At 67.5% G+C, this 13391-nt stretch carries 13 protein-coding genes, 1 tRNA gene and 1 pseudogene; 7 read left to right on the top strand and 8 right to left on the bottom strand.

From position 1 onward, the window contains the following. Positions 1–80 precede the first annotated feature (80 nt). The 4 genes from B5Y19_RS15225 to lipB all read right to left on the bottom strand — a co-directional run bounded on the left by B5Y19_RS15225 (position 81) and on the right by lipB (position 3425). The gene (locus B5Y19_RS15225) at positions 81–581 is read right to left on the bottom strand and encodes a hypothetical protein (RefSeq protein ID WP_244555601.1); all 501 of its coding nucleotides are present in this window, start codon (positions 579–581) and stop codon (positions 81–83) included. Further along, on the bottom strand, positions 581–2188 hold the full coding sequence (locus tag B5Y19_RS15220) for a carboxyl transferase domain-containing protein (protein WP_055728483.1): 1608 nt from the start codon (positions 2186–2188) through the stop codon (positions 581–583). The genes B5Y19_RS15225 and B5Y19_RS15220 overlap by 1 nt, the downstream gene beginning before the upstream one ends. 264 nt (positions 2189–2452) lie before the next feature. Beyond that, positions 2453–2653: a hypothetical protein gene (locus B5Y19_RS15215; protein ID WP_055728464.1), complete on the bottom strand. Its 201-nt coding sequence runs from the start codon at positions 2651–2653 to the stop codon at positions 2453–2455. A gap of 67 nt (positions 2654–2720) precedes the next feature. Then, the gene (gene lipB / locus B5Y19_RS15210; protein WP_055728465.1) at positions 2721–3425 is read right to left on the bottom strand and encodes a lipoyl(octanoyl) transferase LipB; all 705 of its coding nucleotides are present in this window, start codon (positions 3423–3425) and stop codon (positions 2721–2723) included. A gap of 136 nt (positions 3426–3561) precedes the next feature. On the opposite strand from lipB, the gene B5Y19_RS15205 reads away from it, so the two are divergent. From B5Y19_RS15205 to B5Y19_RS15185, 5 genes and pseudogenes are all read left to right on the top strand, one after another. Further along, positions 3562–3831: a FliM/FliN family flagellar motor switch protein gene (locus B5Y19_RS15205; RefSeq protein ID WP_079591673.1), complete on the top strand. Its 270-nt coding sequence runs from the start codon at positions 3562–3564 to the stop codon at positions 3829–3831. A 125-nt stretch (positions 3832–3956) separates the two neighbouring features. Further along, positions 3957–4041, top strand: a tRNA-Leu gene (locus tag B5Y19_RS15200). Between the two features lie 218 nt (positions 4042–4259). Further along, a pseudogene (locus B5Y19_RS15195) lies at positions 4260–5033 on the top strand (glycoside hydrolase family 25 protein); the annotation flags it as partial. Positions 5034–5395: 362 nt separating this feature from the next. Then, positions 5396–6361 (top strand): glycoside hydrolase family 25 protein, encoded by a 966-nt coding sequence (locus B5Y19_RS15190; protein ID WP_079591671.1) that lies wholly within the window; start codon positions 5396–5398, stop codon positions 6359–6361. A gap of 54 nt (positions 6362–6415) precedes the next feature. Next, a complete protein-coding gene (locus B5Y19_RS15185) occupies positions 6416–7408 on the top strand; it encodes a CorA family divalent cation transporter (protein ID WP_055728466.1) in 993 nt (330 codons plus the stop codon). Positions 7409–7569: 161 nt separating this feature from the next. Here the strand turns inward: B5Y19_RS15185 and dmeF are convergent, their stop codons facing one another. Both dmeF and B5Y19_RS15175 read right to left on the bottom strand, forming a co-directional pair. After that, positions 7570–8562 carry a CDF family Co(II)/Ni(II) efflux transporter DmeF gene (gene dmeF / locus B5Y19_RS15180; protein ID WP_079591670.1) on the bottom strand — a complete coding sequence of 331 codons (993 nt, stop codon included), beginning with the start codon at positions 8560–8562 and terminating at the stop codon, positions 7570–7572. 19 nt (positions 8563–8581) lie between these two features. Continuing rightward, complete coding sequence (locus tag B5Y19_RS15175) at positions 8582–8848, bottom strand: metal-sensing transcriptional repressor (protein ID WP_055728468.1); 267 nt, start codon at positions 8846–8848, stop codon at positions 8582–8584. A gap of 207 nt (positions 8849–9055) precedes the next feature. On the opposite strand from B5Y19_RS15175, the gene B5Y19_RS15170 reads away from it, so the two are divergent. Both B5Y19_RS15170 and B5Y19_RS15165 read left to right on the top strand, forming a co-directional pair. Then, on the top strand, positions 9056–10228 hold the full coding sequence (locus tag B5Y19_RS15170) for an isovaleryl-CoA dehydrogenase (RefSeq protein ID WP_055728469.1): 1173 nt from the start codon (positions 9056–9058) through the stop codon (positions 10226–10228). Between the two features lie 167 nt (positions 10229–10395). Then, on the top strand, positions 10396–10914 hold the full coding sequence (locus B5Y19_RS15165) for a gamma-glutamylcyclotransferase family protein (RefSeq protein ID WP_079591669.1): 519 nt from the start codon (positions 10396–10398) through the stop codon (positions 10912–10914). Positions 10915–11037: 123 nt separating this feature from the next. Here the strand turns inward: B5Y19_RS15165 and B5Y19_RS15160 are convergent, their stop codons facing one another. Beyond that, positions 11038–12831 (bottom strand): ABC transporter ATP-binding protein, encoded by a 1794-nt coding sequence (locus B5Y19_RS15160; RefSeq protein WP_079591668.1) that lies wholly within the window; start codon positions 12829–12831, stop codon positions 11038–11040. A gap of 381 nt (positions 12832–13212) precedes the next feature. Further along, entirely contained in the window at positions 13213–13386 is a 174-nt protein-coding gene (locus B5Y19_RS26120; protein WP_156367056.1) for a hypothetical protein, read from the bottom strand. Between the last annotated feature and the right edge of the window lie 5 nt (positions 13387–13391).

The raw sequence follows: 13391 nt of genomic DNA, 5'->3' as shown, positions 1-13391 counted from the left end.
CGGAGCGCGGGCGGTCTACGAGGTGGTGAGGATCGAGCTGCGCTGAGGCGACCTCGGCGCCCCAGCGCAGCTTCGAGGGGTTAGCCGGCCTTGCGGGTGATGACGAGGAGCTCGCCCGATTCGCCCATCTGGGCGATCAGCACGTCGCGGGAGGAGAATCCCTTCGCTTCCACCGCCGTCTTCACCATCGGCGCATTCTCGATCGCCGCCTGAAGCTTCTGGTTTTCATCGCTGCTGCGCTTGGACACGATCTCGTTGACCTGTGTCCGCGTGGCTTCGGGAAGCTCGTTCACCTCGACCACATTGACCGACTTGATCGCCGGTGTGGCGGGTGCCTTCGGTGCCGTTGCGGGCGGCCGGGCCGGGCTGCGTTCAGGCGCCGGAGCCTGGGCCTGCGCGGCACCGGAGAGCATCAGGGCAGCGCCGGCTGCCGTGGCGAGCATGGTCATACGCATGGATTGTCCTTCCATCGATTGCGGATGAACGCCGCATTTGGCCGGCCGAATGGGTTCAGAGGCTGGAACCGATGAGGTGATTTCGTGATGATGTGGCGGCGGGAATGCGTCCACCGCCCCTGCCATCACATCCGGAACACGCCGAACTTCGTCTCGGGCACCTCGGCATTGAGCGTGGCGGAGAAGGCCAGTGCCAGCACGCGCCGCGTCTCCGAGGGCAGGATGATGCCGTCGTCCCAGAGCCGCGCGGTGGCAAAGTAAGGCGAACCCTCTTCCTCATACCTGCTGCGGATCGGCGCCTTGAAGGCCTCTTCCTCAGCTGCGGGCCAGCTCTTGCCCTCGGCCTCGATATTGTCGCGGCGCACGGTCGCAAGCACGCTCGCCGCCTGCTCGCCGCCCATCACCGAAATCCGCGAGTTCGGCCAGGTGAACAGGAAGCGCGGGCTGTAGGCCCGGCCGCACATGCCGTAATTGCCGGCGCCGAACGAGCCGCCGACCAGCACCGTGATCTTCGGCACCCGCGCCGAGGCGACCGCGGTGACGAGCTTGGCGCCGTCCTTGGCGATACCGCGCGTCTCGACGTCGCGGCCGACCATGAAGCCGGTGATGTTCTGCAGGAACAGCAGCGGGATCCGACGCTGGCAGCACAGCTCGATGAAATGCGCGCCCTTCAGCGCGCTCTCCGAGAACAGGATGCCGTTATTGGCGATGATGCCCACCGGAATGCCGTGGATGCGGGCGAAACCCGTCACCAGCGTCGTGCCGTAGAGCTTCTTGAACTCGTCGAACTCCGAGCCGTCGACCAGCCGCGCGATGACCTCGCGGATGTCGTACTGCTTCTTGAGGTCGGTCGGGACGACGGCTTCGAGCTCTGCCGGATCGTAGAGAGGCTCGACCGGCTCGGCGATGTCGATATCCGGGCGCTTCACGCTGTTGAGATTGCCGGCGATGCGCCGGGCGATGGCGAGCGCGTGGGTGTCGTCGCCGGCATAATGGTCGGCCACGCCTGAGAGCCGGGCATGGACGTCGGCGCCGCCGAGATCCTCGGCCGAGACGACCTCGCCGGTCGCGGCCTTCACCAGAGGCGGGCCGCCCAGGAAGATCGTGCCCTGCTTCCTGACGATGATGGTCTCGTCCGACATCGCCGGCACATAGGCGCCGCCGGCGGTGCAGGAGCCCATCACAACGGCGATCTGGGCGATGCCCTCGGCCGAGAGCGTGGCCTGGTTGTAGAAGATGCGGCCGAAATGCTCGCGATCGGGGAAGACCTCGGTCTGGTGCGGCAGGTTCGCGCCACCGGAATCGACCAGATAGATGCAGGGCAGACGGTTCTCGCGCGCGATCTCCTGGGCACGCAGATGCTTCTTCACCGTCATCGGATAGTAGGTGCCGCCTTTGATCGTCGCGTCGTTGCAGACGATCATGCATTCCCGGCCGGCGACGCGCCCGATGCCGGCGATCATGCCGGCGGCATGGACGTCGCCCTCATACATCCCGAAGGCGGCAAGCGAGCCGATCTCGAGGAAGGGCGAGCCCGGATCGGTCAGGCGCAGCACGCGCTCGCGGGGCAGGAGCTTGCCGCGGGAGGTGTGACGCTCGCGGGATTTCGCATTGCCGCCAAGGGCGGCGGTAGCGCGGCGCTGCTGCAGCTCGTCCCGCAAGCCGACCCAGGCCTCGGCATTGGCGCGCGTTTCGGCCGAATTCAGATCGACCTTGCTCTCGATGACCGGCACGGCCTGCGCTCCCACGACGACAATTCCAGGTCGAGGTTATGGCGCGGGCCGGCGAAAACGCCAACCGGCGCGGACGCCCGGACGCAGCCGGGAATTTCCGCGCCGACCCAGGCGACTTGAAAGAGCCCTCATCCTGAGGAGCCGTTCCGATCGGAACGGCGTCTCGAAGGATGCTATAGGAGGCTCCCGAACCCTTTGGATCATCCTTCGAGGCGCCGCTGGCGCGGCTCCTCTGGATGAGGGCTCGCGATCCAGGCGGTCGGCTCACTCGCTCATCTTGTTGATCGAGCCGGTCACGGAAGGCGCGGCCACGGCCCCGATGGCGCCGCCGGCGACGGCGCCGATCGGCCCTGCGACGAGCGCGCCCGCGCCGGCGCCCGCGGCAGCTCCGGCAATGCGCTGATCGGTGGTGTTGCACGCCGCGAGCAGCGTCGTGAGGCAGCCCGCGAGAAGAAGAGCCCGCATATATCGTCCCCTTGCCTGCCCCCGGCCCGGGCGAAGCATGGGTTCGTCATGGCTAACGAAGGGTAAATCAGGCCGCGACGGTGGGGCCGAACACCCGCTCGAAAGCCTCGCGCAGCACCGAATCGACCTCGGGCATCGTCACCGGCAATCCGAGATCCACGAGCGAGGTCACGCCATGCTGGCTGACGCCGCAGGGCACGATGCCGTCGAAATGCGACAGCTCCGGTTCGACGTTGAGCGAGATGCCGTGGAAGGAGACCCAGCGGCGCACGCGGATGCCGATCGCGGCGATCTTGTCCTCGGTCTGCGGCCCCTTCTCCGGCCGGCGCACCCAGACGCCGACGCGATCCTCGCGCCGTTCGCCGCGGATGTTGAAGTCGCCGAGCGCGCCGATCAGCCAGCTCTCCAGCGCGGCGACGAAGCGGCGCAGATCCGGCTGGCGGCGCTTCAGGTCGAGCATGACATAGGCCACGCGCTGGCCGGGGCCGTGATAGGTGAACTGCCCGCCCCGCCCCGAGCGGAACACCGGGAAACGCTCCGGCGCGATCAGGTCCTCGTCGCGCGCCGAGGTGCCGGCGGTATAGAGCGGCGGATGCTCGACCAGCCAGACGCGCTCGCGCGCCTTGCCGTCGGCGATCAGCGCCGCGCGCGCCTCCATCTCGGCGACCGCCTCGTCATAACCGGTCAGCCCTTCGGCCACGACCCACTCGACGGGCTCGCCCTCGCTCTCCGGCAGGAAGGAAACCGCCAGTGCCTCACGCAAATTCACCATGGCTTAACCATGTTCCATTCAAGCTTTCCGGGCCGGCGACATCCGCCGCGACCGTCGACACGCCTCTTGCGCCGAAAAGCCGCCGGCAGGCAAGTTTCGCTGGTCCAATTCTGAAGTAGGGTTCCGGAGGCAGGACTTGAAGGCCGATCTCGATCTCGTCCCGGTGGAACTCACGGTCGTGCTCGGCCAGACCCAGATGCCGATCTACAAGCTGCTGCGCCTCGGCCGCGGCGCCATCATCGAGCTGAACACCAGCGAGACGGACGAGGTCCAGATTCTCGCGAACAATCACCCCTTCGCCAAGGGAATCGTCGTGGTCAGCGGCGCCAAGATTTCCGTCGAAATCACCCAGATGCTGAAACGCCCGACGATCTACACATTGCAGAGCGTCGCCGAGGCCGCCTGACCCGGCCATTCTGGGGAAAAGTCGGCTTCGCCAATTTTTCCGCTCGGATGCTCTTGTGGCCTCGGATTCGATTTGCTAGATCGGCGCCGCTCACCGGATGCACCGCCCGCAACCGGAACCGAGCTGCGGTCGTGGCGGAACTGGTAGACGCACTACCTTGAGGTGGTAGCGGGGAGACCCGTGGAGGTTCGAGTCCTCTCGACCGCACCAAATTCGGACGAAGTCCAGCGAAAGGCGACCCTCGGGTCGCCTTTCCTGTTTCCGGCCTACTTCAAGAACTTGCCGTAAAAGCCTGCGCCGTTGCGACAACAGCGAATCGCCAGGGCCGGGAGAGTGAAGAAGCAATGCCGCCCCAGATTGGGCTGACAGGCGGCAGAACTTTGGTAACGTAAACCGGCCGTCAAGCATTCTCCGCAATTCTCCGCGAGATGAACGCCTCCCGCATGTCCTGCTCCCGCCTCCTGCCCGTTCTGGCTGCCGCCGCTTTCGCGGTGCTGGGCGGCTGCGTGGCGCTCGACAACTACCCGTCGAAGGGCGATGCCCGCCCGCATCCGGGCGTGGCGGCGGCTCACAAATACCCGATCCACGGCATCGACATCTCGCGCTGGCAGGGCGAGATCGACTGGGCGAAGGTCAAGGCGGCCGGCACCCGCTTCGTCTACATGAAGGCGACCGAAGGCGGAGACCATGTCGACCCGACCTTCCAGCGCAACTGGGAAGGCGCGCGCCGCGCCGGCATCCCGCGCGGCGCTTACCACTTCGTCTTCTGGTGCCGTCCGGCGCATGAGCAGGCGGTCTGGTTCAAGCAGCAGATCCCGAACGACCCCGACGCCCTGCCGCCGGTGCTCGACGTCGAGTGGAACGGCCATTCCCGCACCTGCCCGCAGAAGATCGACCGCGAGCTCGCCCGCGAGAAGATCCAGCTCATGCTGCGCGAACTGGAGCAGCTCACCGGCAAGAAGCCGGTGATCTACACCGACATCACCTTCCACCGCGAAGTGCTGGAAGGACAGTTCAACGACTATCCCTACTGGATCCGCTCGACCGCGGCCCTGCCGGAAACACGCTACAACAACCGGACCTGGTCGTTCTGGCAGTTCACCACCACCGGGCGCATTCCCGGCATCCGCGGCGATGTCGACCGCAACGCCTTCTTCGGCACCGAAAGCCAGTTCGCCGGCTGGGTGCGCGGCGAGTACGACATCGGCACCCGCCGCTGGGACAGGCGCGAGGCCACGCCCGCGGCCGCCCCGGCTCCCGCCGCCGCGCCGGCGCCGGAACAGGCTCCGTTCACCCCGCCCGCCACGGCCCCCGAGCCGCTGCCCGCCCCCGAGGAGCCGGGCGACGTGCCCGTCGCACGCATCCCCGGCAGCGTTCCCTCGGTCGGCTCCTCCCTCCGGCCGAATCGAATGGCCGCCCGCGAACCGGAGCCGGAAATCGTCGACTGAGCGAGGCTCCGCCCGCCGGTTAACCAAGGCTGAAGTTCATCCCGAGAATTCGCGGCAATTCTAACCGCCGTTTAACCATGCCCCCGCCATCTGGACCGGTGATGCGGGAGGAACACATGCCAGCGGGCAAGCTGACCAGCGGACGGACCGGCCTCGGAGCCCTTGCCCTCGCGGCGTTTCTGACCTGGCTGGTGGAGCCGGCGCTGGCTCTCTATCCGAAGAAGGGCGACAGCGCCCCGCATCACGGCGTCCGCGACGCCCGGCGCAAGACGATCCAGGGCATCGACGTCTCGCGCTGGCAGGGCGAGATCGACTGGGAGCGCGTCAAGGGCGCCGGCACGCGCTTCGCCTTCATCAAGGCGACGGAAGGCGGCGACCATCTCGACCCGAGTTTCCGGCGCAACTGGGCCGAGGCCAAGCGCCACGGCATCGCGCGCGGCGCCTATCACTTCGTCTGGTGGTGCCGCTCGGCCAAGGAGCAGGTGCGCTGGTTCAAGAAGCACATTCCGCGGGATCCCGACGCGCTGCCGCCGGTGCTCGACGTCGAATGGCAGAACGGCTCGCAATGCACGCGCAGGATCTCGCGCGAGCAGGCGCTCGAGAAGATCGAGGCGATGCTGAAGGGCCTGCGCGAGCACACCGGCAAGAAGCCGATCATCTACACCGACATCAACTTCCACGAGGATGTGCTGGAAGGCGCCTTCAACGACCACCCCTACTGGCTCCGCTCCACGGCCGCGCCGCTGGCCAAGCGCTATGCCCGGGATCGTTGGGAGTTCTGGCAGTTCACCACGACCGGCCGCGTGCCGGGCATCACCGGCGATGTCGATCGCAACGCCTTCTTCGGCAGCGAGCGCGAATTCGACGCCTGGCGCCAGGGCCGCTTCGACATCGGCTCGCGCAAATGGCATGGCGGCGAGCCCAAGGTCGCCGCGCGCAAGCCCCTGCCGACGCCAGCGGGCGCCCGCGCTCCGAAGGCGGCAGGCGGGACGCAGTTGCGCTTCGTGCCGCCGGCCCGCATCCCGGCCCGCACCGCCGACAGCCGCGACGTGGCGACCACGGGCTCCGTCCGGCGCAACTGAGCGGGTCCGGCAGCCGTCACGTCGTTGTCACATCCGCGGCGCCCTTAGCCGCGCATGCTGAACGATGTGCAATCCCGGTCCGGCATCGTCTGGGCCTATCGCTTCGATGCGGAAGGCCAGCCGAGCCGGGTTCCCCGCGACATGCTGCCTGACCTCGCCCCGCCCGAGGGTTTCGTCTGGCTGCATCTCGACCTCGTCCACACCCGCGCCCAGAGCTGGATTGTCGAGCAGGACCTGCCGGACGCGGCGCAGGAAGCCTTCCTCTCGCATGAGGTGCACCAGCGGCTCGATCATTCGGCCAGTCTCGCCTGGGGCGTCTCGCACGACCTGATCCGCGACATCGCCGACAAATCCGAGGATGTCGGCGCGCTGCGCTGGATCATCGGCGGCGATTTCCTGCTGACCGGCCGCCGCGAGGCCCTCCATGCGATCCGGATGACGGCGGAGGCTCTCGAGCGCGGCGAGCCGGCCGAGAGCCCGGCCGGGCTGTTCGAGCAGATCATCGAATACATCATCGACGACATCACCGACGCGGTCGTGCGCCTCGTCGACGAGACCGACAGCGTCGAGGACCATATCCTGCTCGACCGGTTGCATGACGGGCCGCAGCGCGTCGGGGCGATCCGCCGTACGGCGGTCCGGCTGCACCGCCAGCTCAGCGGCCTGCATGTCCTGTTCCGCCGTTTCGCCGAGACGCAATCCGGCCGCAGCGCGCCGGACGCGGTGAGGGCTGCGGCGTTGCGCCTGCTCCAGCGCATCGACGGGCTGCACCACGACGTCCAGTCGGTGCAGGACCGGGCGCGGCTGCTGCAGGACGAGATCGCCGCCCGCTCGGCCAGCCGCACCAACCGCCAGCTCTATGTGCTCTCGCTGCTGACGGCGCTCTTCCTGCCCGCCACCTTCATCACCGGCCTGTTCGGCATCAATGTGAAGGGGCTGCCCTGGATGGAGGCGGACTTCGGCGCAGTCTTCGTCGCCCTCTCCTGCATCGGCGCGGCTCTGTTCACGCTGGTCCTGCTCCGCCGCCGCGGCGTGATCGGCGACTGAGCAGGCGCCGGCTGCTCTGCCGCATCTGCGGGACAGGCAGACTTGCCTCCAGGAAACAGATGAGCCCCGATCGGCATGAACGGTGATTGCGAGCGCCGCGTAGCTGCCCTCACGCAGCCGCAGCGCTCTTGCGGGCTCGCGAGCGGCCCGCGCCGTCAGGCTTACGCGGCAGCCGGCCGCACATTTACCTCGACCGTGACATGCGAGAGCGTCGGCAGGTCTGCGAGCAGCGCCTTGTAGTCCGCCGGCGGCCTCGGCTGGCCGGTCACCACCGAAACGATGGCGCTGCGATGCCCCGGACCGACCTGCCAGAGATGCAGGTCCGTGATCTCGACCCCCTCGGCGGCGAGCCGCTCGCCGATGCGCTCGGCCAGCGCCTCGTCTGGCACGGTGTCGAGCAGCACGGCGCCCGAAGCGCGCAGCAACCCGATCGACCAATGGGCGATGACGCAGGCGCCGACGATGCCGATGACCGGGTCGAGCCAGACCCAGCCGTAGAAGCGGCCGCCGAGCAGGGCCGCGATCGCGAGGATCGACGTGAAGGCATCCGCGACGACATGCATATAGGCCGCACGCAGATTGGTGTCGGCGCCATGCCCCCCGCCATGCGCGTGATGATGGTGGCCGCCATGGTCGTGGTGATGGTGGCCGTGATGGCCGCCGCTGCCGCCATGGCTGTGGCCATGGTGATGGTCATGCCCGCCGCTCAGCAGCCAGGCGCTGGCCAGATTGACCAGGAGGCCGAGCACGGCGACCACGGTCGCCTGGGTGAAGTCGATCGCGATCGGCGAGTAGAGCCGCAGCGCCGACTCCCAGGCGACCGCCAGAGCGATGAACATCAGCAGCAAGGCGCTGGCGAAGGCCGCGAGATCGCCAAGCTTGCCCGTGCCGAAGCTGAAGCGGCGGTCATGCGCATGCTGCCTTGCGAAGCGATAGGCGAAGGCCGCGATGCCGAGCGCCGCAGCATGGGTCGACATGTGCCAGCCATCAGCGACCAGCGCCATCGAGCCGAAGACGGTGCCGGCGACGATCTCGACGACCATGGTCACCGCCGTCAGGCCGACGACGAACCAGGTTCGCCGCTCGTGGCGGTCATGGTCGCGGCCGAGGAAGACATGCTCGTGCTGGGCGGGGAAATGGCTCGAATGCGGCATCGTACGAGCTCCGCGACGGTCAGAGATATTTGGTGAGGGCCTTGAGCTCCTCGATCGACCTGCGCGCCTCGGGCGTCGCGGCTTGGGCGTGGTCGAACAGGTGATGCTCGATGTGGTCGAAGATCAGCAGCGACTTGACCTTCTCCAGCGCCTTCTCGACCGCCTGGAGCTGCTGCACCACCTCGGGAACCGCCCTGCCCGCCTCGACCATCCCGACGACGGTGCCGAGATGTCCCTGCGCGCGGCGCAGGCGGTTGATGATGTCGGGGTCCATCGCGTGACTCATGGCCCTATCCTATCCTCCTGGATAGGATAGGCAACACCTCGCTTCCGCAGCCGGACCGGTATGTCGGCGATATCGGCGGCAAGTCCGGCCCCGGCACCGACACCAAACCGCGCCGGGCGCGGCTGCACACTGACGCCGATCCCCGGAGGCGGCTATAACGGCGACAAAGGGAGCTGCGCTCCCAACGATCAGCCGGGAGGTTCAGCCATGCTCGCCAACGCACCGCGCCCGTTCAATTTCGATCTCGGCGAGACCGCCGACGCGATCCGCGACACCGTCCATGGCTTCGCGCAGGAGAAGATCGCCCCGCGCGCCGAGGAAGTCGACAAGACCAACCAGTTCCCGCGCGACCTCTGGCCGGAGATGGGCGCGCTCGGCCTGCACGGCATCACGGTCGAGGAGGAGTATGGCGGCACCGGCCTCGGCTATCTCGAGCACTGCATCGCGGTCGAGGAGGTCTCGCGCGCCTCGGCCTCGGTCGGCCTGTCCTACGGCGCCCATTCCAATCTCTGCGTCAACCAGATCCGCCGCAACGGCAGCGAGGCGCAGAAGCGCAAATACCTGCCGGGGCTGATCTCCGGGGAGCATGTCGGCGCGCTCGCCATGTCCGAGCCGGGCTCGGGCTCCGACGTCGTCTCGATGAAGACCAGGGCCGAGAAGAAGGGCGACCGCTACGTCCTCAACGGCAACAAGATGTGGATCACCAACGGCCCGATCGCCGAGACGCTGGTCGTCTACGCCAAGACAGATCCGGAGGCCGGCCCGCGCGGCATCACCGCCTTCCTCATCGAGAAGGGCATGAAGGGCTTCTCGACCCATCAGAAGCTCGACAAGCTCGGCATGCGCGGCTCGGATACCTGCGAGCTCGTCTTCCAGGATTGCGAGGTGTCGGAGGAGAACGTGCTCGGCCAGGTCGGGCGCGGCGTCAACGTGCTGATGTCCGGCCTCGACTACGAGCGCGTGGTGCTGGCGGCAGGCCCCCTAGGCATCATGCAGGCGGCGCTCGACGTAGTCATGCCCTATGTCCACGAGCGCAAGCAGTTCGGGCAGAGCATCGGCGAGTTCCAACTCGTCCAGGGCAAGGTCGCCGACATGTATGTCGCGATGAATTCCTGCCGCGCCTACGTCTATGCCGTCGCCAAGGCCTGCGACCGCGGCGAGACCACCCGCGAGGACGCCGCCGGCGCCATCCTGATCGCGGCCGAGAAGGCGACGCAGGTCGCGCTCGACGCGATCCAGCTGCTCGGCGGCAACGGCTACATCAACGATTATCCGACGGGCCGATTGCTGCGCGACGCCAAGCTCTACGAGATCGGCGCCGGCACCAGCGAGATCAGGCGGATGCTGATCGGGCGGGAGCTGTTCAACAAGACGAAGTGACGCCTTCTGGCGTCATGCCCAGGCCTGCCTCGGGTATCTCATGACGAGAGGCCACGTCATGTTCGCCCCTGTGGCGAGCACCCACGTCTTGACCATCGCCCTCGAAAGGCAAAGACGTGGATGGTCGGGACAAGCCCGACCATGACGGAAAGCGCGCGGCCGGAACCATGCCCCTCTATTTCGCCTATGGCCTCAACATGGACCCGGCCGGCATGGCCGAGCGCTGCCCCAAGGCGCGCCCGCTCGGCCCGGCTCGCCTGCCGCGGCATCGCTTCATCGTCACCCGCGACGGCTACGCCTCGGTGATCCGCGACCCGCGCGAGGAGGTCCATGGCGTGCTCTGGGACTGCTCGCTCAGCGACATGCGCGTCCTCGACAAGTTCGAGGAGCTCGCCAGCGGGCTCTATGTGAAGATCAGCCAGCCGGTGATCGTGCCGGGCGGCGCCAAGCGCGCGCTGATCTATATCGGCCGCTCGGGCGAGCCGGGAAGGCCGAAGCCGGGCTACATGGAAGCGGTCATCGCGGGAGCGAAACATTTCGGCCTGCCAGAGACTTACGTCGGCGGCCTGAATCGATTTCTGACCAAACCGACTCTCGATCTGAAGAGCCTGAATCAGGATGTGAGCGAGCCGCTGCCGCCCGGCCCGGTGAAGGGCGTGCGGCCAAGGGCGCTGGCGCCGAAATAGACCCGCGACGTCATGCTCGCCCTTGTGGCGAGCATCCACGTCTTGACCCCGCCACTCGAAACGCGAAGACGTGGATGGTCGGGACAAGCCCGACCATGACGTGGCGGGTCGGCTGGCGGCGGCTTACGCCGCCAGCCCCTTGGCCAGCTCGCTGACCTGCTTCTCGAACAGCGCGCGATAGGCGCCGTCCTCGCGGGTCAGCAAGGCCTCGTGCGGCCCCTCCTCGACCACCTGGCCGCGATCGAAGACCAGGATGCGGTCCATCGCCCTGATCGTCGAGAGACGATGCGCGATCACGATCGTCGTGCGGCCTTCCATCAGGCGCTCGATCGCCTGCTGGATCAGCGCCTCCGATTCCGAATCGAGGCTCGAGGTCGCCTCGTCCAGGATCAGGATCGGCGCATCGGCCAGGAAGGCGCGGGCCAGCGCGACACGCTGGCGCTCGCCGCCCGAGAGCTTGATGCCGCGCTCGCCGACGAGCGTGGCGTAGCCCTTGGGCAGGCGCATGATGAAGTCATGCGCGTTGGCGAGTTGCGCCGCCTGCTCGATCTGCGCCTGCGAGGCGCCGGGTCGGCCATAGGCGATGTTCTCGGCCAGGGACCGGTGGAACAGCACCGGCTCCTGCTGCACGATCGCGATCTGCCGGCGCAGGCTGTCCTGCGTGACATCGGCGATGTCCTGCCCGTCGATCGCGATACGGCCCGAAGTGACATCGTAGAGCCGCTGCACCAGCTTGACGAAGGTCGTCTTGCCGGAGCCCGAGCGGCCGACGAGGCCGACCTTCTCGCCGCCACGGATGGTCAGCGAGAAATCGCGGTAGAGCGGATCGTGATGGCCTCCATAGTGGAAGGTCACGTTCTCGAAGGCGATCTCGCCCGCGGTCACGCCCATCGCCACCGCGCCCTTCCGGTCCGGCACGCCATAGGGAAGATCGTGCATCCAGACGAGCTCCTCCATGTCGTTGACCGAGCGCTGCAGGTTGTGGACGTGCTGGCCGACATCGCGCAGATAGCCATGCACCACCGCATAGGCCGTCAGCACGAAGGCGACGTCGCCGGGCGAGGCTTGCCCGTTCGCCCACAGCCAGATCACGAGGCCGATCACCGCCGCGCGCAGCACCAGCAGCACGAGGTTCTGGCCGGTGCCCGACCAGGTGCCGCGCAACCAGGCGCGGCCCGTTCTCTGGCTCCACTTCGACACCACGGTCGCGAGGCGCAGATCCTCGCGCGTCTCGGCGCCATAGGCCTTCACCACCGGGTTGCAGGTGATGGAGTCCGCCAGCGCGCCGCCGAGACGGGTATCCCAGGCATTGCCCAGCCGTGCCGCCGGCGCGACGAAGCGCAGCGACAGCGCGAGCGTCAGCCCGATATAGACCAGCGCGCCCAGCGCCACGACGAGCCCCATCGCCGGCCAGTGCCAGGCCAGAACCGCCGTCATGCCGAGCAGGATGACGAGGGAAGGCAGCAGCGCGATCAGGATCGTGTCGGTCAGCAGGTCGAGCGCCCACATGCCGCGCGTGATCTTGCGCACCGTCGAGCCGGCGAAGTTGTTCGCGTGCCAGTCGGTCGAGAAGCGCTGCAGGCGCGCGAACGCCTCCAGTGCGACGTCACTCATCGTCCGCAGCGTCATGACGGTGAGGCCGACGAAGGCGAAATGCCGCCCCAGCACCATGATGGCAGCGAGCACCATCATGGCCCCGAGCGCCCACAGTGCCGCATCCATGCTGTCCACGCCGCTCGCCACCGCATCGACGAGGCGGCCGGCATAGACCGGCGTGAACAGCTCGGCGAGCGTCGCGGCGATGGTGACGCCGGCGACCCAGGCGACCTGGCCGGGCTGGCGCGTCCAGTGACGGAAAGTGAAGCCGAGAACGGCTCGGAACGGCTCCCGCCGCCCGGTTTGAATATCGAGAGACATAGCGTCATTCGGCACCGTGCAGGCACCGACTCCGAATCAGGCGGAGACGACGACGCGCGCCGGCCCCGGCAATGAATGAAAGCGTTTGGAAAAAGGCTCAGGAGACCGCTGGCAGGCGGGCCTCGTGCGAGACCGACCTAGTGCCGGCGTGGTCGCATGGGAGTGGCGACGGTGAATTTGAATTCCATTCAGCCCTCCCTTTCTTGAGTTGGAGCCAGGTCGCCAAACATGCCTGATTTATGGGCAGGACGCAACCCGTTCCGCCATGCGCTGGCCACACGGGCCGCCCTCGCCAGGATCAGGACGGGGCCGGGCCTGTGAATTGTTGGCGGAATCGCGCGCCGCCATGCCGGATCTACGCCACGGTCCGGCGTGGGTGTTTCACCAGAACAACGCGACCAGCCTCGCGGCGATCACCAGCAGGAAGGCCGCGATGATGGTGCCCAGCACCTGCTGGCGCTTGGCACGGTTGGGAAATTGCCGCGCCAGGATGCGGCCGAGCGGCTTGCGGAAAATGAAAGCCACGACCAGTAGAACGATGACGATATGGGACAAGGTGG

Source organism: Allobosea thiooxidans (genome assembly GCF_900168195.1).
Lineage (GTDB): Bacteria > Pseudomonadota > Alphaproteobacteria > Rhizobiales > Beijerinckiaceae > Allobosea > Allobosea thiooxidans.
The sequence above is the reverse complement of the archived record's forward strand: the minus strand, read 5'-3'. Positions and strand labels throughout refer to the sequence as shown.

What these genes read in the sequence shown, in the direction of transcription:
- B5Y19_RS15225 (WP_244555601.1), bottom strand. Translation starts at nt 581, where the DNA reads ATGGCAGGGGCGGTGGACGCATTCCCGCCGCCACATCATCACGAAATC.
- B5Y19_RS15215 (WP_055728464.1), bottom strand. Translation starts at nt 2,653, where the DNA reads ATGCGGGCTCTTCTTCTCGCGGGCTGCCTCACGACGCTGCTCGCGGCG.
- lipB (WP_055728465.1), bottom strand. Translation starts at nt 3,425, where the DNA reads ATGGTGAATTTGCGTGAGGCACTGGCGGTTTCCTTCCTGCCGGAGAGC.
- B5Y19_RS15190 (WP_079591671.1), top strand. Translation starts at nt 5,396, where the DNA reads ATGCCAGCGGGCAAGCTGACCAGCGGACGGACCGGCCTCGGAGCCCTT.
- B5Y19_RS15185 (WP_055728466.1), top strand. Translation starts at nt 6,416, where the DNA reads ATGCTGAACGATGTGCAATCCCGGTCCGGCATCGTCTGGGCCTATCGC.
- dmeF (WP_079591670.1), bottom strand. Translation starts at nt 8,562, where the DNA reads ATGCCGCATTCGAGCCATTTCCCCGCCCAGCACGAGCATGTCTTCCTC.
- B5Y19_RS15175 (WP_055728468.1), bottom strand. Translation starts at nt 8,848, where the DNA reads ATGAGTCACGCGATGGACCCCGACATCATCAACCGCCTGCGCCGCGCG.
- B5Y19_RS15170 (WP_055728469.1), top strand. Translation starts at nt 9,056, where the DNA reads ATGCTCGCCAACGCACCGCGCCCGTTCAATTTCGATCTCGGCGAGACC.
- B5Y19_RS15165 (WP_079591669.1), top strand. Translation starts at nt 10,396, where the DNA reads ATGCCCCTCTATTTCGCCTATGGCCTCAACATGGACCCGGCCGGCATG.
- B5Y19_RS15160 (WP_079591668.1), bottom strand. Translation starts at nt 12,831, where the DNA reads ATGTCTCTCGATATTCAAACCGGGCGGCGGGAGCCGTTCCGAGCCGTT.